16 protein-coding genes and 1 tRNA gene are annotated in these 19,323 nt (G+C 63.1%); all 17 read left to right on the top strand.

What is annotated here, in order from left to right; translation table 11 throughout:
• The first annotated feature begins 61 nt into the window (after positions 1–61).
• The 17 genes from DAAJ005_RS14130 to DAAJ005_RS14050 all read left to right on the top strand — a co-directional run bounded on the left by DAAJ005_RS14130 (position 62) and on the right by DAAJ005_RS14050 (position 19,120).
• Positions 62–1,900, top strand: coding sequence for an ABC transporter ATP-binding protein (locus DAAJ005_RS14130; RefSeq protein WP_151847673.1), 1,839 nt, complete (start codon positions 62–64; stop codon positions 1,898–1,900).
• Between the two features lie 110 nt (positions 1,901–2,010).
• A tRNA-Asn gene (locus DAAJ005_RS14125) sits at positions 2,011–2,085 on the top strand.
• Positions 2,086–2,211: 126 nt separating this feature from the next.
• Positions 2,212–3,105, top strand: coding sequence for a tyrosine-type recombinase/integrase (locus tag DAAJ005_RS14120; RefSeq protein WP_151847672.1), 894 nt, complete (start codon positions 2,212–2,214; stop codon positions 3,103–3,105).
• Positions 3,102–3,521 (top strand): hypothetical protein, encoded by a 420-nt coding sequence (locus DAAJ005_RS14115; protein WP_151847671.1) that lies wholly within the window; start codon positions 3,102–3,104, stop codon positions 3,519–3,521. Before DAAJ005_RS14120 ends, DAAJ005_RS14115 begins: the two co-directional genes overlap by 4 nt.
• Before the next feature lie 43 nt (positions 3,522–3,564).
• Positions 3,565–3,984 carry a hypothetical protein gene (locus DAAJ005_RS14110; RefSeq protein WP_151847670.1) on the top strand — a complete coding sequence of 140 codons (420 nt, stop codon included), beginning with the start codon at positions 3,565–3,567 and terminating at the stop codon, positions 3,982–3,984.
• Between the two features lie 454 nt (positions 3,985–4,438).
• Complete coding sequence (locus DAAJ005_RS14105; protein WP_151847669.1) at positions 4,439–4,993, top strand: hypothetical protein; 555 nt, start codon at positions 4,439–4,441, stop codon at positions 4,991–4,993.
• Between the two features lie 90 nt (positions 4,994–5,083).
• Positions 5,084–6,319, top strand: a complete 1,236-nt coding sequence (locus DAAJ005_RS14100) for an AAA family ATPase (RefSeq protein ID WP_151847668.1) — start codon at positions 5,084–5,086, stop codon at positions 6,317–6,319.
• A 95-nt stretch (positions 6,320–6,414) separates the two neighbouring features.
• Positions 6,415–6,714 carry a hypothetical protein gene (locus tag DAAJ005_RS14095; RefSeq protein WP_151847667.1) on the top strand — a complete coding sequence of 100 codons (300 nt, stop codon included), beginning with the start codon at positions 6,415–6,417 and terminating at the stop codon, positions 6,712–6,714.
• A 377-nt stretch (positions 6,715–7,091) separates the two neighbouring features.
• A complete protein-coding gene (locus tag DAAJ005_RS14090; RefSeq protein WP_151847666.1) occupies positions 7,092–9,236 on the top strand; it encodes a class I SAM-dependent DNA methyltransferase in 2,145 nt (714 codons plus the stop codon).
• Positions 9,233–9,676: a DUF6508 domain-containing protein gene (locus tag DAAJ005_RS14085; protein ID WP_226342438.1), complete on the top strand. Its 444-nt coding sequence runs from the start codon at positions 9,233–9,235 to the stop codon at positions 9,674–9,676. The genes DAAJ005_RS14090 and DAAJ005_RS14085 overlap by 4 nt, the downstream gene beginning before the upstream one ends.
• Entirely contained in the window at positions 9,676–11,469 is a 1,794-nt protein-coding gene (locus DAAJ005_RS14080; protein WP_151847665.1) for a DUF262 domain-containing protein, read from the top strand. The genes DAAJ005_RS14085 and DAAJ005_RS14080 overlap by 1 nt, the downstream gene beginning before the upstream one ends.
• A gap of 1 nt (position 11,470) precedes the next feature.
• A complete protein-coding gene (locus tag DAAJ005_RS14075; protein ID WP_151847664.1) occupies positions 11,471–12,898 on the top strand; it encodes a restriction endonuclease subunit S in 1,428 nt (475 codons plus the stop codon).
• Between the two features lie 79 nt (positions 12,899–12,977).
• Positions 12,978–14,066, top strand: a complete 1,089-nt coding sequence (locus DAAJ005_RS14070; protein ID WP_151847663.1) for a hypothetical protein — start codon at positions 12,978–12,980, stop codon at positions 14,064–14,066.
• Between the two features lie 56 nt (positions 14,067–14,122).
• The gene (locus DAAJ005_RS14065) at positions 14,123–14,536 is read left to right on the top strand and encodes a macro domain-containing protein (RefSeq protein ID WP_226342437.1); all 414 of its coding nucleotides are present in this window, start codon (positions 14,123–14,125) and stop codon (positions 14,534–14,536) included.
• A 172-nt stretch (positions 14,537–14,708) separates the two neighbouring features.
• Positions 14,709–14,966 (top strand): helix-turn-helix transcriptional regulator, encoded by a 258-nt coding sequence (locus tag DAAJ005_RS14060; RefSeq protein WP_151847662.1) that lies wholly within the window; start codon positions 14,709–14,711, stop codon positions 14,964–14,966.
• Positions 14,963–16,090: a GIY-YIG nuclease family protein gene (locus DAAJ005_RS14055; RefSeq protein WP_151847661.1), complete on the top strand. Its 1,128-nt coding sequence runs from the start codon at positions 14,963–14,965 to the stop codon at positions 16,088–16,090. The genes DAAJ005_RS14060 and DAAJ005_RS14055 overlap by 4 nt, the downstream gene beginning before the upstream one ends.
• A 63-nt stretch (positions 16,091–16,153) precedes the next feature.
• The gene (locus DAAJ005_RS14050; protein WP_151847660.1) at positions 16,154–19,120 is read left to right on the top strand and encodes a type I restriction endonuclease subunit R; all 2,967 of its coding nucleotides are present in this window, start codon (positions 16,154–16,156) and stop codon (positions 19,118–19,120) included.
• Positions 19,121–19,323 lie beyond the last annotated feature (203 nt).

Here is a 19,323-nt window from a genome sequence, read left to right as displayed (position 1 = left end):
CATGGCAAGCTCGGTCATCTTTACGGCCATCTGACCCCGCACGCAGGCGTACCCTGAACCCATGTTCTCGCGCCCTGGCCGTCCCACATCCACCTTCGACCCGGATGCGCCCCGTCCCAAACGCGATCCCCGGCAACTCATCCGGCTGCTAGCCTACGCCAGGCCGTACCGGGTCATCTTTATTCTGGGTGCGCTGGCCACCCTGGTTTCCAGCGGTCTGAATCTGGTCTTTCCGCTGCTGTTCGGGCGGCTGATCGACGCCTCGTTCCTGAAGGTGGGCAGCACCGACACCGGGCCGCTGGACCGTACCGTGCTGCTGCTGCTGGGCATCTTCGCGCTGTCGTCGCTGTTCGGGGCGGCGCAGTCGTACCTGCTCTCACGGGTGGGGGCGGGCGTGGTGGCGGACCTGCGGCGTTCGCTATTCTCGCACCTGCTCACGCTGTCGCCGCGCTTTTTCGGGGACCACAAGACCGGTGACCTGACCAGCCGACTGACCGCCGACGTGGGCACCGTGCAGACCGTGACCAGCACGGCGCTGGCGCAACTGGCGGCGCAGTCGGTCAGCCTGATCGGGGCTGTAATCTTGCTAATCCTGACCAGTTTCAAACTCAGCCTGCTGACCCTGGCGGTGATTCCGCTGATCATCGGCACCGCTGTGTTCATCGGGCGGCGCATCCGCAAGGTCAGCCGCGAGGTGCAGGACGCCGTGGCCGCCGCCAACGCCGACGCAGAGGAAGCCATCAGCGGTGTGCGTGTGGTCCAGAGTTTCACCGCTGAAAATGTGGAGAGAGGCCGCTACGGGCGGGGCATCGTCGTCAGCTTTCTGGCCGCGTTGCGCCGTGCCCGCCTGCAAGCCCTGATGAGCGGCGTCCTGAGCTTCCTGACCTTCGGGGCGCTGGCCGTGGTGCTGTGGTACGGCGGGCGACAGGTCATGGCGGGCAGCCTGACCCCCGGCAGTCTGGTCACGTTCCTGATTTACGCCCTGCAAGTGGGCGGCACGGTGGCTGGGCTGACCGGCATCTTCAACCAGTTTCAGGAAGCGTTGGGGGCATCCAGCCGCATCTTCGAGCTGATGGATGAGCGCACCGATCTGCCCGCTCCCACCACGCCGCTGCCGTTGGCCCGTGCCGAGGGCCGCGTGGAATTCCGCGACGTGAGCTTCGCCTACGATGGCAAATCGGAATTTGCGGGCGCGGCGGTGCTGCGTCACATCAATGTGGACGTTCCCGCCGGGCAGGTTGTCGCCCTGGTTGGCCCCAGCGGCGCAGGCAAGACCACATTCGTCAACCTGATTCCGCGTTTCTGGGACGTGACGGGCGGCTCTCTGCGCGTGGACGGCCAGGACATCCGCGAGTACCCGCTGGAGGACCTGCGCGCCCAGGTGGGGCTGGTGCCGCAGGAAACGCTGCTGTTCTCCGGCAGCGTGCGCGAGAACATCCTGTATGGTCGCCCGGACGCCTCGCCGCAGGAGGTGGAGGCCGCTGCGAAAGCTGCCAACGCCGACGACTTCATCCGCGCCTTTGAACACGGCTACGAAACGGTGGTGGGCGAGCGCGGCGTCAAGCTGTCGGGCGGTCAGCGCCAGCGCGTCGCCATTGCCCGCGCGATCCTGAAAGACCCGCGCATCCTGATTCTGGACGAGGCCACCAGCGCGCTGGACAACGAATCCGAATATCTGGTGCAGGCCGCGCTGGAACGCTTAATGCAGCACCGCACCACTTTCGTGATCGCCCACCGCCTGAGTACCATCCGCAATGCGGACCGCATTCTGGTCATGAACGCCGGCGAAGTCATCGAGGACGGCACCCACGCCGAATTGCTGGCCCAGGGCGGCCTGTACCGTGACCTGTACGAACTGCAATTCCGTCAGGAGCAGGAAGCGCAGGCGGAACTGGCCTGAGACAGGCGGCCCGGCCTGCGCCGTTTGGCTGGGGCTTGCGTGTTCTGGGGGGGAATGGTACTATCCTTCTCGCGCCGGAAACGGCCCGCCACCGCGAGAAGGACCCATGTTCGGCAGTAGCTCAGTGGCAGAGCGTTCGACTGTTAATCGAATGGTCGTAGGTTCGACCCCTACCTGCCGAGCCAAGAGAAGAAAACCTCGTTCTTGACGGGGTTTTTTTGTTTTGTCCCTCATTGGACGACACGCGAGTGACAACCGTGATCGTGCGCTCTCCGAAAGGGGCTGCGCACACCCCGTCAGAAGGAGCCGGTATGACCACCGACGAACTCTGGCAGCAGTTCTTCTTCCACCTCCAGGCCCGCCGCCGCACCCCGGCCACCCTGCGGTACTACGCCAACACCCAGACGGTGTTCGGGCGTTACATGGCGGCCCACGACCTCCCACAAGAAGCCACGACCCTGACGGTCCATCACCTGCGAGGCTTCTTGCGGCATCTGGAAGCCGATGGCCTGGCTCCAGGAGGCGTCCACGCACACGCCCGAGCCTTGCGGGCGCTGCTCACCTGGGCGTTCAAGGAAGAGCTGCTCAGCGTCAACCCCGTCAAGCGGCTGGAGATGCCCCGCGTGGACCGCCGCCGCCTGCCCGCCGTGTCCGGGCCGCAGGTTCAGCAACTGCTCAAGCTGTGCCGCAAGGGGCAGCAGCCGCTGCGGGACTGCGCGGTGGTCTTGGTCCTGTTCGATACCGGCATCCGGGTTCAGGAGGCCATCAACCTGCAACTGGGCGACCTGCTGTTCGGGCGCGGGCTGCTGCGCATCCACGGCAAGGGCAACAAGGAGCGCTTCGTGCCCATCGGGGCGCGGGCCATGCAGGCCCTGAACGTCTACCTGCGCCGCGAACGCCGTCCGGCCCACGCTGGGGTACCCAGCGTCTTCCTGGGTCGCGGCGGCCAGCCGCTGACCAAGAGCGGCATCGGCATCCGGCTGCTCAAGCTGGCCCAGGCCCTCGGGGTGCCGCGCGCCGACTGCTCACCGCACACCTTCCGGCGCGGCTTTGCCGTGGAGTTCCTGCGCAACGGCGGCGACGTGTTCACGCTGCAACAGATCCTGGGCCACAGCAGCCTGGAGATGACGCGGCGCTACGTGAACTTCCTTGACGACGACCTCAAGGTGGCCCACCTGCGCTTCTCGCCGGGAGACCGCCTGTGAAGGGCATGCTCTGCACGACGATCAACTGGGAGGCTAACCATCTGTGTCACCCGCTGGGCCACGCACTGCACCGCCGGGGCCAGCGGGCCGTGACCTGCCTGGTCTCCAGATCCACCAGTCCTCTGGACGCCCGCTACGTCGATCCCTTCAACCCACCGGGCCTGGGCGAACTCCGGGTGCCGGAGAGCGAGCTGAACACCGCCATCCGTATGGCGCGGGCGGCGTGGCTTGACCACCTGATCTGCACGCGCCTGGAGGAGCACTTCGGACCCTCCTACCCCCAGCAGGTGACCATCGACGCCACCGGCCGGCACCACACCGATCTGATTGGTGAGCTGGTGGAGCTGGTGGAATGGAACCGCCGTCTTCAACGCCTGGTGCTGTGGGTGCAGTTCACGGGCGAGTTTGAGAAATAGTGGCGCTGTTGCTCACCGGGGTCAGGGCTTAAGAACTGCGGTGATGACCCAGCTCACCTTCTTCGGCCCTGAGTCCACCCCTTTCATCATCTCACTCGCCTACCACCTGGCGTCCCTGGAACACTGCGTCTTGGTCCTGTACGTGGGGCCGGATCACGCCCAGATCCCCACCGACGCAGCCCACCTGACGGGCATCCGGCTCGGCCAACTGCATGTCCGTCCAGAGAACTTTGAGCAGACCGTTCAGGCCGTAAGCAACGCAGGCTTCGGTCACGCGCTGGTGATCTGGTCTGGGCCTCTTCCTCTACCTGTCCTCCTGGCCCTGAACCGCAAACTCGTTGATACCCAGCATCTCGATCTTCAAGAACTGGGCGCGATGCTGGCCCAGCACATCGAGCAGGCACGGCTGGCTGGGACAGGACCACTGGCACTGACGGTCACGGACGTGCCCCAGATCCACTGAGGAGAAAGTGGCGTTGGCAAGCTCCAGCACGCCGTCAATGCCAGAACACTCCTCCTCCTATGAGCCAGGTGCAGGGGGGGGTTGACAGTGCTGTTAGTGTCAGAAGCGTCTCCCTCATCGGACTGAACCAACCCGTGCGCCCCTGCCTTTCTGGTGGGGGCGCCTGCCGTGGTTGCTGCTTAGCCACCGCCCTCTCACACCTCAACCCAGGAGAACCCCATGCCCTGATCCTCCAACTGCTCCTCGCGCTTCAAGTTCCAGAGAATTTTGGAAAAACCGGTGTGCTACTTTTTTTATAGGACAGCACGCGCAGTCCAACCGACATCCAGAACTCAACATCAAGCGGCTTCCAGGTTCTTCGCCTGTTGGCCGCTTTCTCGTGCCAGACACCCTCCCAACATCCCTGAACATCTCCTTCCTACCCGGCCCTGCCGGATGCGCGTGGGGAGGCCGTATGGCCATCACAGCACTTCAGGTTCAGCAGATCAAAGACGCCCACACCGCAGGCATGCTCGACCCTGCCATCGCCCAGCACGCCGGGGTGTCCCTCGCCACCGTCAAACGTTATAGGGATCGGCTGGGCCTGACCACCCACTGCGTCACGGCCCAGCGCGGCAAGCTGGGCGAGCAACTGGTGGCCGCCGAGGCCGCCCGGCGGGGCCTCACGGTGGACTGGCACGCGCGGGAGCGCGACGGCCATGACTTGCTCATCAGCGGCCAGCGCGTTGATGCCAAGGCGGCCATGCAGCTCACGGACGGCCTGTGGCGCTTCAGGATGCACCGCATGAGGGAGAGCCTCTTCGGGCAGTACGCCTACCGCAAGAACTACGCCGAAGACTGCGAGGTCATCGCGCTCGTGGCGCTGTACCCCGATGAAACTCCGCCCGACTTCTACTTGCTGAGCAGCCTTACCTTGCCCGAAGACATCCGCATCCGCCGGGGCGGCCCCTTCGAGCCAGCGCGTGAGGACTGGGGACTGCTTGCTCCAACTGCCACGATCCAAGCCTGAGTCCACACGCCAACGCATCTCGCCCGCCAGCCTCCGACACACCGTCGGGGGCAGCCTTTTCAGGTCCTGTACGGGCCGCCAGGAGATTTCATGAACTTAGCTCACCAGATCAACTTTCCTGCTGCCCTCGCCACCTCCGCCATGATGGCCGCCAGCCCGATGAAGGAAGAGGTTCCGTTCAGGACCCATCTCTCCAAGTCGTCGCACGCAGGTTTGATCACCAAGATGCCTTCGTACCAGCCTAACCGCGAACTTCGGCGAGCTTACGAGCGGAAGTACGGCAGGGAGTTCCCGACCAGAGTGCCGCCCGCACCACGCAGGCGCCTCACCAGGTTCTCAGCCGCTGAGTTGATGGAGATGGACTTTCCTGAGCAGGTGTTCCTGGTCGACGGCCTCCTGCCAACGGGCCTGATCATGACGGCAGGTGCACCCAAGATTGGCAAGAGCTGGTGGTTCTTGCAGCTCGCCGTCAGCGTTGCCAGTGGGCAGCCTTTCCTGGAACGCAACACGTCGCAAGGTGCCGTTCTGTATCTGGCTCTAGAAGACACGGGCCGACGTCTGGCAGACCGTCTCGCCAAAGTTGCGCCTGATGTGGACTTCAGCGAGATCCCGCTCGATTTTGAGACCCTGTGTGCGCGTGCCGATGAGGGTGGGCTTGAGTACATTGAAGACTGGTTGAAAGCCGCCAGCAACCCGAAGCTGGTCATCATTGACGTGTGGGGCCGCTTCGCCCCCACTTCATCCGGGGTCTCTAAGAACGAGTACGAGCAGACGACCAGAGCAATGCAGCCGCTCCAAGCTCTGGCGAACAAGTACGGCATCGCGATCTGTCTTGTCCACCACACGCGGAAGTCGTCAAGCGACGGTTCTAGTTCTGCTGATCCATTCGACGGGATTCTCGGTAGCCAGGCGCTGACCAGCAACATGGACGCCACCATGATGCTCACGCGTACCCGCATGGAGAATGATGCGGTCCTGAGAATCACGGGCCGTGACATCGAAGAACGGCAGTTCAACTTGAACTTTGACCGCGATAGCTTCCGCTGGAACGAGGTGGGCGGCAAGCTCGCACCCTCCCTCTCGCCAGAGCGCCAGAAAGTCCTTGACGCTGTCGCTGCGGGATGCACCAAGACCAACGACATCGTGGCTCATGTGGGCAAAGGCCGGACTGCCGTTGCCAACATGCTCAAGATCCTCTGCGACGACGGCCACATCGAAAAAACATTTAGAGGCTCCTACCACCTGCCAGGACATGCTGCCACAGACCTGGGTGACATGACTGACTTGGATGACATCGCCGAACCCGACTACTCCGCCCTGATCTGAGTCACCCATTCATCCACTTCACCAACCCTCTCTCTTGGGGCGTCCGCGCAAGGCCGCGCCGGCGCTCCATTGCTCATCCCCAAAGGAACCCCACCATGACCAACCCCAACCTGACCACCTGCACCCCCGCCCAACTCCGCGCCCTGCTGGTGGCCACTGACATCCCGCATGAGGCCATGCACCTGACCATCCACTCCGACGGCACGCTGGCAGTGGCCCCACTGTTCCCCGCTCAGGACCACCGCAACTATGGGCCGGGCAAGCTCCAAGCCTACCTGTACGTCTCCAGCAGCGCCTCTGAAAACGAGGAAGCGCTGGACGACTCGGTGATGGAGAGCATCCTCCGAGACGCCCGCTGGGCCATTGCCGACGGTGCGTTCTTCCGCATCGACTAGCCTGCCAAAAGAAGGGTGTTTAAGTCGTCGCCTGGCTTCTGACCGCACCCTGAATCGGGGCTATGAAGAGCCTCCTTGCATGCAGCCGCATGTCCATTGCTGACTTTACATCCACCCGCATGTCCATTGCTGACTTTACATCCACCCGCATGTTGATTGCCGACTTTGCGCCCATCTGCACCCACCAGCCCGTCACCGCAGGACACTTGCAAACAACGGGTGCCTCACCACCCTCCTCCTTCTGACCCACCCCGAACCGGGGCTGACATGAGTGACACGGTGACATCAGACCGCCTGTTCACCCATGTCATTCACGTTACCCCCCACCGCGTCCCCCGACATCAACTGACGCACCTATACGCGACAATGGAGACCACATGGATCAAGCCCACCCCCACCCCCCTCAGCTTTCCTGGATCACCAACTTCATCTGGGGCATCGCCGACGACGTGCTGCGCGACCTGTACGTGCGTGGCAAGTACCGCGACGTCATCCTGCCCATGACCGTGCTGCGCCGCCTGGACGCGGTTCTGGAACCCACCAAGCTCGCCGTGTTGAGCATGAAAACCACCCTGGACGAGGCCGGCATCGCCAACCAGGAAGGTGCGCTGCGGCAGGCGGCAGAGCAAGCCTTCTACAACACTTCGCCCTTCACGCTGCGTGACCTGCGCAACCGGGCCAGCCAGCAGGCGCTGAAGGCCGACTTCGAGGCGTACCTGGACGGCTTCTCGCCCAACGTGCAGGAGATCCTGGACAACTTCGAGTTCCGCAACCAGATCTCCCGGCTGTCCAAGGCCGACGCGCTGGGCACCCTGATCGAGAAGCTGCTCGACCCGGCGGTGAACCTCGGGCCAGACCCGGTGCTGCACGGCGACGGCAGCGTCAAGGTGCCGGGCCTGGACAACCACGCGATGGGCACCGTCTTCGAGGAACTGGTGCGCCGCTTTAACGAGGAGAACAACGAGGAGGCCGGGGAACACTGGACGCCCCGCGACGCCGTGCGCTTGATGGCCCGGCTGATCTTCGATCCCGTTGCCGATGATCTGGAGAGCGGCACTTACCTGCTCTACGACGGGGCTTGCGGCACAGGCGGCATGCTCACGGTGGCCGAGGAGACGCTGACCGGACTGGCGGCCTCTCACGGCAAGCAGGTGTCCACCCACCTGTACGGCCAGGAGATCAACGCCGAGACCTACGCCATCGCCAAGGCCGACATGCTGCTCAAGGGTGAGGGTGAAGGGGCAGACAACATCGTCGGCGGCCCGGAGTACTCCACGCTGTCCAACGACGCCTTTCCAGGCCATGAGTTCGACTTCATGCTCAGCAACCCGCCGTACGGCAAGAGCTGGAAGAGCGACCTCGAACGCATGGGCGGCAAGGACGACATCAACGATCCGCGCTTTGTGATCGACCATGCCGGGGAGAGCGACTACTCGCTGCTCACCCGCAGCAGCGACGGCCAGATGCTGTTCATGGCGAACCTGCTGAGCAAGATGAAACAGGACTCCACACGCGGCAGCCGCATCGCCAGCGTCCACAACGGGTCAAGCCTGTTCACCGGGGACGCCGGGCAGGGCGAGAGCAACATCCGGCGCTGGATCATCGAGAACGACTGGCTGGAGGCCATCGTTGCGCTGCCGCTGAACATGTTTTACAACACCGGCATCGCCACTTACGTCTGGGTGCTGACCAACCGCAAGCCCGAGCACCGCCGGGGCCAGGTGCAGCTCATCGACGCCACGGGCTGGAGCAAGCCGCTGCGCAAGAACCTCGGCAAGAAGAACTGCGAACTGGGCGAGGGCGACATTAACCGCATCCTGGCCGCCTTCCTGACGCTGGAGGAGAGCGAGCAGTCCAGAGTCTTCCCCAACGAAGCCTTCGGATATCACAAGGTCACGGTGGAGCGCCCCCTGCGCCTGCGGGTGGACCTAGGTGAGGAGCGGCGGCGGCAGTTCCAGACGGTCTGCACCGAGGCGGACGAACCCGGCGTGGTCAAGCTAATCACCCTGGCCGCTGGGAAGTTCGGAGCCGGCCCGCACACCAACTACAACGACTTCAGCCAGCAGCTCCGGCTCCTGGCCGATCAGCAGGGCTTCAAGCTGACCGCCAAGCGCCTCAAGCTGATCCAGAGCAGCCTGGCCGAACGCGACGAGGACGCCGACCCGGTGGTCAAGAAGATCCACAAGCCCGGCAAGGCCCAGGAAGACGCGCTGCACGGCCTGTACGCCTCGCGTCACGGCGTCTTCGAGTACGAGCCGGACCCGGAGCTGCGCGACACCGAGCAGATCCCGCTGCTGGAAGAGGGCGGCGTGGCCGCGTTCGTCGAGCGCGAGGTCTGGCCGCACGCCGCCGACGCCTGGGTGGACGCGGGCAGCCTCAAGACCGGCTACGAGATCAGCTTCACCCGCCACTTCTACAAGCCCCAGCCGCTGCGGACGCTGGACGAGATCACCGCCGACATCCGCGCCCTGGAAGCCGAGACCGATGGGCTGCTGGCCGAGATCATCGGGACGGCGCGGTGACGCCAGACCTCACGCCAGAGGCGCTGGAGGCCGTGGCGGCCTTCCTGCCCATCTTCACTGCCCCGGACTTCCGCTTCGCCCATAACGACTCGCCGCTGCGCCAGACCGGAGAGAAGAGCTTTGAGATGGTGGGCTACGCCTATGACCCGCAGGTCCGGGCGTTCTTGGACGTGCTGGGCTGCTACGGGTGGGTGTACAGCGACGATATCTTCGGCTGGCCGGAGTGGGCACAGACCGACGAAGCCAGGCAACTGCGCGACGATCCCGGCACGCTGGCGCAGGCCACGCCCATCCAACTCGCCCGGCTGCTGACCGTCTTCGCCCGCCAGGAGCGCTTCAACGACGGGGCCATGCTGGGCTTTTGGGAAAGCGGCGTGCTGCTGGGCACCCTGCGGCGGGCCGAACAACTTGCCACCAACACACAAGGAGTATCTTCCTAATGGCACGCGATCTCTACACTATTACTCCGTATACCGTCAGCACGCTCCTGAATTGGATCAGCACAAACGAGATCGCCATTCCTGAGATACAGCGCCCCTTTGTCTGGGAGGCTTCCAAGGTTCGCAATCTGCTGGACTCGCTTTACCGTGGCTTTCCTGTTGGCTACCTGATCACTTGGCAGAACGCCAATATAAAGCTCAAGGACGGCACCTTTTCCAAAGGCCAGCGTATTCTGATTGACGGTCAACAGCGTGTAACAGCGCTCATGGCTTCACTAATGGCAACCGAGGTCGTCAATAAAAATTACGAGTCGGTGCGTATGAAGATTGCATTTCATCCAGGCGAGGAGAAGTTTGAAGTATCCAATCCCGCGATTCAGAAAGATCCTGCCTGGATTCATGATGTTGCCACAATGTTTCAAGATGACGCCGATCTGTTTGAGATTGTGGACGCCTATACTGCCGCCAATCCAAAACAGAAGACTGCTGATGTCCGGAAGAGCATTCAGAGACTGGCCAACATCAGAGCCAGTCAGGTGGGCGTAATTGATCTGGACAAAGACCTTGACATTGAGACTGTCACCGAGATCTTCATTCGCGTGAACTCAGAGGGCGTGGCGCTGTCGCAGGCCGACTTCGTGATGTCCAAGATCGCCGCCAACGAAACCTACGGCGGCAATACTCTCCGCAAAGCCATTGATTATTTCTGCCACCTGGCCGCACACCCCAGCTTTCTCAGCACCTTTGAGAAGGACGCGGCGTTCAAGGCATCCGCTTTCTACCCCAAGATGAAATGGCGGGGCAATGTGATGGACGACATCTACGAGCCTGGTTATACCGACATGCTGCGGGTGGCCTTCACCAGCCAGTTCGGGCGTGGCCGCCTGCAAGATCTGGTGGCGCTGTTGTCTGGACGCAACTTTGAAACCAAGCAGAATGAAGAGGCCATTGCCGAGGCATCGTTTGCCAGCCTGAGCCACGGTATCCACCAGTTCATCAACGAAGCCCACTTTGAAAAGTTCACCATGATCATTCGCTCGGCTGGCTTCATCAGCACCAGTCTGATCAGCAGCCAGAACGCCCTGAACGCCGCGTACATCGTATATCTGCACGGTCGGGCCAAAGGCATTAAGCAGTCTGAACTAGAGAGCTATGTGCGCCGCTGGTACGCCCTGTCCATCCTGACCGGGCGCTATTCGGGCAGCTCTGAGTCGGCCTTTGATCGCGACATTCGGCAGATCAACGAGCGTGGCCTCGCCACCCACATTAGTGAAGTCGTCAGGGCCACTCTCACTGACAGCTTTTGGACGGCGCTACTGCCACAGCAGATGGACACTTCAAGCGGTAATAGTCCCTTCTTCCTCGCGTATCAAGCCGCGCAGGTCAAGGCCAATGACCGGGGCTTTCTGTCGCAGGCCATCACCGTGCCTGACCTGTTGTTGCACCGCGTTGACGTCCATCACTTGTACCCCTCAGACTTTCTGAAGAAGCAGGGGATGACCAAAGGCAAGTACAACCAGATCGCCAACTTCGCGCTGGCGCAGAGCGAGATCAACATCGCCATCGGCAACAAGGACCCGCAACTGTACTTCACGCAACTGCTTACACAGGTCAATGGTGGCGAGGTCAAGTACGGTGGCATCACCGACGAGGCCGATATGCGGGCCAACCTGCGCGCCCACTGCATCCCGGAGACCATGCTGGATGACCCGTCCATGCCGTATCAGATTTTCCTGGAGCAGCGCCGCCAACTAATGGCCCTGAAGCTCCAGGCGTGGTTCGGAGGGCTGTGAGATGATCCACGCCCTAACCCCCTACCCCGCCATGAAGGACAGTGGCGTTCCCTGGCTGGGGCAGGTGCCGGAGCATTGGGATGTAACACCAGCCCTCGCCGTGTACAAGCCTCGTGAGATCAAGAACAAAGGCATGATCGAAAAAACAGTGTTGTCGCTAAGCTACGGGCGCATCGTGATCAAGCCGGAAGAGAAGTTGCGCGGCTTGGTTCCTGAATCTTTCGAGACGTACCAGATCGTGGAACCGGGGAACATCATCGTCCGAACCACTGATCTCCAGAACGACAAGAACAGTCTTCGCATCGGCCATGCCAAAGACCGGGGCATCATCACCTCGGCGTACATGTGTCTTGAGACGACTGACCGCGTTCTTAACGAGTTCGGCTACCAGTATCTCAACGCCTATGACCTGTTGAAGATCATCTACGGCTATGGCTCTGGCCTGCGACAGAATCTGGACTTCAAAGACATTCGGCGCATGCCTGTACTTGTTCCATCACACGACGAGCAGAACGCCATCGTCCGCTACCTGGATCACGCAGACCGCCGTATCCGCCGCACCATTGCCGCCAAGCAGAAGCTGATCAAGCTGCTGCAAGAGCAGAAGCAGGTCATCATCCATCAGGCGGTGACGCGGGGCCTTGACCCGGACGTGAAGCTGAAGCCGAGCGGCGTGGAGTGGCTGGGCGATGTGCCGAAGGGGTGGGAGGTAAAGCGGCTGAAGTCGGTCTGCCTTGATATTATTGATTGCAAGAACCGCACTCCAGAGCAAGTTGATGATGGTGAGTTCACTGTCGTCAGGACAACTAACATCAGAAACGGTCAGTTTAAGCGAGAAGGCTCTTTCCAAACGAACTTGAACAACTTCACTATCTGGACTCAGCGTGGAGCGCCGCAGGAAGGTGATGTGTTCTTTACCCGTGAAGCTCCAGTTGGCGAAGCCTGTCTCGTTCCTGCTGGTGGTGGATTGTGTATGGGTCAACGAATGATGTACTTCAGACCTGACCCTACACAGCTCAATAGCAAATTTTTGCTTCACAGCATTTACGGGCCGATGGTACAACGTTATATGGATCTTGAGTTGAACGGCAGCACGGTGGGCCACCTTAGATTAGGACAGATCACTGCCATTCCACTGCTTATTTGCCCAGTATCTGAGCAAGAAGCCATCGTCAAACATATTGATCACAAGTCAGAGGAGTTGGACAAAGTCATCTCCCGCGCACAATCTGAGATCTCCCTCCTGCGCGAGTACCGCACCCGCCTGATTGCCGATGTGGTCACGGGCAAGTTGGACGTGCGGGACGCGGCAGCGCTGTTGCCAGAGCTGGATGCCGATATGCTGCCCGATGAGGTAGAGACGGATGTGGACGAACTTGAACTGGACGAGGGCGAAGGCGAGGTTGAGGAGGAAGGGGTGGAGGCGTGAGCCTGAATCTGTGTTCACTCCGGCTGAACTGGGAACGCCGTGACAGTGCTGGGGGCGGGCGGCTGAGAGCATAAGGGTCATGCCGACAGATCGACAAAGGGCCATCGACAAGGCGGGTAAGGTGTTCCGGCAGGGAGTGTCCACGGGCCACGCGGGCGAGAAGCTCAAGTGCGTGCAGGTGCTGTCGCGTCTGGGCGAGCGGCACGGGCTGCTGCTGTGCGACATCGATGCCTCGCTGCCCAGGAGCTGGGACGCCGAGTTGCTGCGGGTCAGGATCGGTCTGGTGGTGGTCTCGGCCTCTGCGGGTCCAGAGGGGCAGGGTCAGGCGCACAGAACGGCACCCGTTGATCTGGAGTCCCTGCTGTTTCAACATATGGACGTGGCCGAGCGCAAGCGGCGGCTGCAAGGCCCGCTGTTCAGTCAGGGGCTGCTGAGGGCCGTCGAGCGCACCAGCGCCTACATGCGCCTGCTGGCCGAGATTCACTCGCTGGACCGCTCCAACGTGGGGGTGGGTCTCGGAGACGGTGAGCTGATGGTCTGGCTGGGCCACGCGCTGTCGCGTCAGGGGTCCCGCGTGGAGTCCCGGCCCGCCTCGCACACGATCTTCGAGGATCTGGTGGCTTACTGCCGCGCTGGGTACATGGCCGAGACCGGGGAACGGCGCAGGGCCGAGCAGTTCAAGCAGAGGCAGGAGAAGCAACAGCAGGCCGAGGCAGCACGCCAGCAGGCCGAAGCTCTGCGCCGTGACCGTGAACGGCAGGCGGCAGACGAGCGCCGGCAGCGTGAGGCCGAGCGGGTCAGGCGCGAGAGCGAGGGGCGCTGGGACTTGGACGACGACGCGGAGGTGTTCTCCATGGCCTTCGATGAGCGCGCCGAGGCCCGGCTGTACCTGAAAGTCGCCCGGCAGCAGGTGGGAACCAGAGGCACCGTGAAGCCCGTGACCGCCGCGACGGGACAACTCGTCGTGAAGCTGCTGGTCACGCTTGGCCTCAAGGACGACGTGGATCAGGCGTTCCACAGGGCGCTGCATGACCTTCAGATCGCGGCAGCCAAGGTGCGGAGCAAGGCGGCCAGGAACCGCGACGAGGCGGTCAAGCGGGCCGAGGCCGCCTACGCGGCAGAGTGCGAGCTGGCCTTTCAGCGCGTGGTGGACCGGTACGTCGCGTGAGGAGAGCGTATGACTGACCCTGTCCCAACGTCCGGGGTGACCTGCTGGCAGCGGACGTGCAGGCGCTGGTCAACGCGGTCAACTGCGTGGGCGTGATGGGCCGGGGGATCGCGTTGCAGTTCAAGACCCAGTACTCGGAGAACTTTAGGGCCTACGCGGCGGCGTGCAAGCGCGGCGAGGTGGTGCCGGGGTACATGTTTATCACCGAGCGGGGCGACTCTGGCGGGCCAGAGTACCTGATCAACTTCCCCACCAAGCGTCACTGGTGGGATGCGAGCCGCATGGAAGACATTGAGTCCGGGCTGGCGGCGCTGGCCGCCGACTTGCAGCGGCTGGGTGTGCAGAGCGCGGCCCTGCCTGCACTGGGGGCCGGACTGGGTGGGCTGCCCTGGCCTGCGGTGCGCGCCCGCATCGTGGCGGCGCTAGGTGCGCTGCCCGGCGTGCAGGTGGTGGTCTACGGGCCGCTGTGAGCTTGCTTGAGGGCGTCTTGCTTGCTCAGGGTGTTCTCAGTAGAGAGTGTGGTTCTGAAAGCGTCCGACACGCTCTTCTCCGCATCTCACATGCTTTGACGGGTGTTTGATGAAGCGGGGTGCTGCATGTACCCTGGCAGGCCGTGTGACAGTCAACCGTCTAGAGTGGGTCATGACCCAGATTCGTGTCCTGCTGCCCGAACTGCTGGCGCAGCATCGCCTCAACCGCAAGCAACTGGTCGAGGGTTCAGGAGTGCGCCACGCCACCATCAACGACATGTACATCGATAAGCGGCAGCCCAGCCTGGACACCCTGCATCTGGCCTCGGCACTGGAGGCGCGGGCGCATGGGGACATCCGCTTCCTGACCTTTGACCCGGACCTCGCGGCGGTAGCCGGAGTGCTGCTGAGCAAACAGGAGAGGGCGTGACGGGTGAGCTGGGCAGGCGGCAGGAGTTGGAGAGGCTGGACGCACTGGGCGTCCCTGAGCAGAACGAGGGCGAGCGGACACAGGCTGCTCCTGTACTGCCCGGTGACGAAGACCTCTGGGCGCTGGGCTTCCCGGCGTGGCAGGACGTGCGCGGGCGACTGTCGGTGGCGGACCTGCACGCGCGTGGCAAGCGCTGCGGCATCTACGTCCTGGGCTTCGAGAACGGCGAGCGCTACGTTGGGCAGGCCGTCGACGTGGTCAGCCGCTTCAACCAGCACCGCAAGACCCACGCGGACCTCTCACACCTGACCTTCAAGCCCGTGTCCAGGGCCAAGCTCGACGAGGTGGAGCGGCAGCACATCCACCACCTGGAAGCGCAGGGCCTGGGGCTGCGGAACATCGCGCACATGAGTGTGGTGACGGGGGAGCGCGACCTGGACCTGCTGGTGTCGCCCGACGAGCAGGAGCGCTGGCTGGGCGGCGACGTGGCGGACTTGCAGGACGCCGAGGAGCAGGTGCGGGACGATGACCTGCGCCGTCGGCATCACCGGAGCTTCGAGCGGTTCATGACGTTGCCACAGGCGCACGACGTGTTGTTGTTGCTGGGGCTGTACCTAGATCAGGCCGTCCCGTTCCCCCGGCGTACCGAGCTGACCTTCTGGAACGTGTCGTGCCTGCCGTACGGCGGGCCACCTCGCACCTCGCTGTACTGCCGGGTCAGCCTCAACATGCAAGAAGTGCTGGCGCTGGGCGTCGACGAGCACGGCATCTGGGCCAGCTTTCACCTCGCCAGCAGCGTCTATCAGCAGGAGTTCGGAGCACAGTGGCGAGCGCGCCTGACCGAACTGGGCTGGGAGACCACCGACCAGCAGTACAAGCCGGGAGGCCACGATCAGGTGCAACTCGTGGCGGGCAGCTTTGAGGACGTACGCGACTTGCTGCTCAGCCCAGGCCACACGGACGGCATGCGGCTGTTCAACCTGCGCCTGATGCGCAAGGGACCCACCTACTTCAGCAAGTTCCACAGCCTCGATCTGGCCGGGGCCGCCATGCAGGAGTTCGTGTCCCGGATGGACGAGATCGTCGCGGCGGTAGAAGCGGGAGAGGACGAAGATGAGGGCTGATCGACTTGGCGGAACACGTCCCGTTGTGTGCGCGGCCCTGCACGTTCAGGCTGGAGGCCAGTGATGCACACAGACACTTCGGAAGCGGGCCTGGAGCGCCTGATCGTCGACTCGCTGACTGGGGGCGGCTGGCTCGCAGGCACCCCACAGGACTACGAGCGCGAGTACGCCGTGGACCTCGCACAGCTCACCGCCTTTCTGGAGGTGACACAGCCCGCGCTGGTGGACGCCTTTGACCTGCGCAGCGCCTCGCCGACCCGTCACAAGTTCCTGTCGCGGCTTCAGGGCGAGATCACCAAGCGGGGCGTGGTGGACGTGCTACGCAAAGGGGTCTCGCACGGCGCGCACCATCTGGAGCTGTTCTACGGCACCCCCACGTCCGGCAACGTCAAGGCTGCCGAGCAGCATGCCCACAACCGCTTCAGCGTGACCCGGCAGCTCCGCTACAGCCGCAACGAGACTGCGCTGGCGCTGGATCTGGGGCTGTTCATCAACGGACTGCCTATCGCCACCGCCGAACTCAAGAACAGCCTGACCAAGCAGACGGTGGCCGACGCCGTGGAGCAGTACAAGCGTGACCGCGACCCACGCGAGCTGCTGTTCGGCCTGGGCCGCTGCGTGGCGCACTTTGCCATCGACGACGCCGAGGTCCGCTTCTGCACCCACCTCCAGGGCAAGGCGTCGTGGTTCTTGCCGTTCAACCAGGGCTGGAATAATGGGGCCGGCAACCCCCCCAATCCGCACGGTCTCAAGACCGCGTACTTCTGGGAAGAGGTGCTGCGGCCAGAGGGCCTGACCAACATCCTGGAGAACTACGCCCAGATCGTGGAGCGCGAGCATCCGAAGACCAAGAAGAAGCGCCGCGAGCAGGTCTTCCCGCGCTACCACCAGTTGGACGTGGTGCGCCGGTTGCTGGCCCACGCGGGCGAACACGGGCCAGGGCAGCGCTACCTGATCCAGCATTCGGCGGGCAGCGGCAAGTCCAACTCCATCGCGTGGCTGGCGCATCAACTCGTGGGTCTGGAACGCGGCGGCCAGCCGGTCTTCGACTCGGTGGTGGTGGTCACGGACCGCCGCATCCTCGACAAGCAGATCAGGGACACCATCAAGCACTTCGCGCAGGTGGGGGCGACGGTGGGTCACGCGGTCCACTCGGGCGACCTGAAGGGCTTTCTCCAGAGCGGCAAGAAGATCATCATCACCACCGTCCAGAAGTTCCCCTTCATCCTTGATGAAATCAGCCTGGAGGGCGGCAGACGCTTCGCCATCCTGATCGACGAGGCGCATTCCAGTCAGGGGGGCCGCAGCGCCGCCGCGATGAACGAAGCGATGGCGGGTGCTCAGGACGGCAGTGAAGGTACAGACGATCCCGAGGACCTGATCAACGACACGCTCCAGCGGCGCATGCAGGCGCGCAAGATGCTGCCCAACGCCAGCTACTTCGCGTTCACGGCCACGCCGAAGAACAAGACCCTGGAGATCTTCGGCACCCCGGTGCCAGGGGGCGGCAAGGTGCCCCACCAGCCGTTCCACCTGTACAGCATGAAACAGGCGATCCAGGAGGGCTTCATCCTGGACGTGCTGGCGCACTACACGCCCGTGGGCAGCTACTACCGCCTGATCAAGACCGTCGAGGCGGACCCCGAGTTCGACGTGCGGCGTGCCCAGAAGAAGCTGCGGGCCTACGTCGAGGGCCACGAGCACGCCATCCGCGTCAAGGCCGGGATCATGGTGGATCACTTTCACGCCCAGGTGCTGGCCCTTCAGAAGATCGGCGGTCAGGCCCGCGCGATGGTGGTCACCGGCAGCATCCAGCAGGCTCTCGAGTACTTCCACGCCGTGAACGCCGCCCTGGCGGAGCGCAAGAGTCCGTACCGCGCCATCGTGGCGTTCTCAGGCGAACCCGAGTTCAGGGGGGTAAAGGTGAGCGAGGCGAGCCTCAATGGCTTCCCGTCCACGGACATCCCCGATAGGATTCAGGAGGACCCCTACCGCTTCCTGATCTGCGCGGACAAGTTCCAGACCGGCTACGACGAGCCGCTGCTGCACACCATGTATGTGGACAAGCCGCTGTCGGGCATCAAGGCGGTGCAGACCCTCTCGCGCCTGAACCGGGCACACCCGAAGAAGCATGACGTGTTCGTGCTGGACTTTTACAACGACACCGGGACCATCCAGAAGTCCTTCGAGGAGTACTACCGCGCCACGGTCCTGAGCGACGAGACCGACCCGAACAAGCTGCACGACCTCAAGGCGGACCTGGACGGGGCGCAGGTGTACTCGCAGATCGACGTGGATACGCTCTCAGGGCTGTACTTGACTGACGCGCCGCGTGAGCAGCTCGACCCGGTGCTGGACGCCTGCGTGGCCGTCTACAACGAACTGGACGAGGACGGGCAGGTGGCCTTCAAGGGGCAGGCGAAGACCTTCGTGCGCACGTACAGCTTTCTGGCATCGCTGCTGCCGTACACGACGGCGGCCTGGGAGCGGCTCTCGATCTTCCTGAGCTTCCTGATTCCCAAGTTGCCTGCCCCCAGGGACGAGGACCTGTCACGCGGCATCCTGGAGACCATCGACATGGACAGCTACCGCGCTGAGAAGCAGGCGATGATCAAGATCTTGTTGGCCGACGCTGACGCGGAGCTGGACCCGGTTCCGGTGGCAGGGGCAGGTGCCCAGATTGGCCCGGAGCTGGAGCGCCTGAGCAACATCCTCAAGGCGTTCCATGACCAGTTCGGCAACACGGGCTGGAGCGCCGATGACCGCGTCTACAAGCTGATCACCGAGGAGATCCCAGCGCTGGTGGCCCTGGACCCTGCCTATCAGAACGCCGTGCAGCACTCCGACAGACAGAACGCCCGTGTCGAGAATGACCGCGCGGTGGACCGGGTGTTGATCAGGGTCATGAAGAGCAACACCAACGTCTTCAAGGCGTACTCCGACAACGGCAGCTTCAAGAAGTGGCTCCAGAACATGGTGTTCGATCTGACGTACTCGCCGCCGCCGAGGGAGAAGGGCGGGGGCCGCTGAGCAGCTTTTAGAAGTGGGTGACATGAATGACGGGATGACTTGGCGCTCTCCGGTTGTCACCTTGTCATTCATGTCACTGGGTGGACGTAAGTCAGGCGTCTCGTGCGGGCGGACGTAAGTCAAGGCGACTCCTGCGGTGCATGTAAGCAAGTCGCTGGAAAATTGAGGACGTTGAGGGGCTGCGGGCCGTCCCTGACCTCACA

Source organism: Deinococcus sp. AJ005 (assembly GCF_009017495.1).
Classification (GTDB): domain Bacteria; phylum Deinococcota; class Deinococci; order Deinococcales; family Deinococcaceae; genus Deinococcus.
Note: the sequence above shows the minus strand (reverse complement) of the source record. Positions and strands in the feature narration are given on the sequence as shown.

Bases quoted from the DNA above. Each gene is read 5' to 3' on its own strand.
- DAAJ005_RS14130 (WP_151847673.1), top strand. From the start codon at position 62: ATGTTCTCGCGCCCTGGCCGTCCCACATCCACCTTCGACCCGGATGCG.
- DAAJ005_RS14120 (WP_151847672.1), top strand. From the start codon at position 2,212: ATGACCACCGACGAACTCTGGCAGCAGTTCTTCTTCCACCTCCAGGCC.
- DAAJ005_RS14110 (WP_151847670.1), top strand. From the start codon at position 3,565: ATGACCCAGCTCACCTTCTTCGGCCCTGAGTCCACCCCTTTCATCATC.
- DAAJ005_RS14105 (WP_151847669.1), top strand. From the start codon at position 4,439: ATGGCCATCACAGCACTTCAGGTTCAGCAGATCAAAGACGCCCACACC.
- DAAJ005_RS14100 (WP_151847668.1), top strand. From the start codon at position 5,084: ATGAACTTAGCTCACCAGATCAACTTTCCTGCTGCCCTCGCCACCTCC.
- DAAJ005_RS14095 (WP_151847667.1), top strand. From the start codon at position 6,415: ATGACCAACCCCAACCTGACCACCTGCACCCCCGCCCAACTCCGCGCC.
- DAAJ005_RS14090 (WP_151847666.1), top strand. From the start codon at position 7,092: ATGGATCAAGCCCACCCCCACCCCCCTCAGCTTTCCTGGATCACCAAC.
- DAAJ005_RS14080 (WP_151847665.1), top strand. From the start codon at position 9,676: ATGGCACGCGATCTCTACACTATTACTCCGTATACCGTCAGCACGCTC.
- DAAJ005_RS14075 (WP_151847664.1), top strand. From the start codon at position 11,471: ATGATCCACGCCCTAACCCCCTACCCCGCCATGAAGGACAGTGGCGTT.
- DAAJ005_RS14070 (WP_151847663.1), top strand. From the start codon at position 12,978: ATGCCGACAGATCGACAAAGGGCCATCGACAAGGCGGGTAAGGTGTTC.
- DAAJ005_RS14060 (WP_151847662.1), top strand. From the start codon at position 14,709: ATGACCCAGATTCGTGTCCTGCTGCCCGAACTGCTGGCGCAGCATCGC.
- DAAJ005_RS14050 (WP_151847660.1), top strand. From the start codon at position 16,154: ATGCACACAGACACTTCGGAAGCGGGCCTGGAGCGCCTGATCGTCGAC.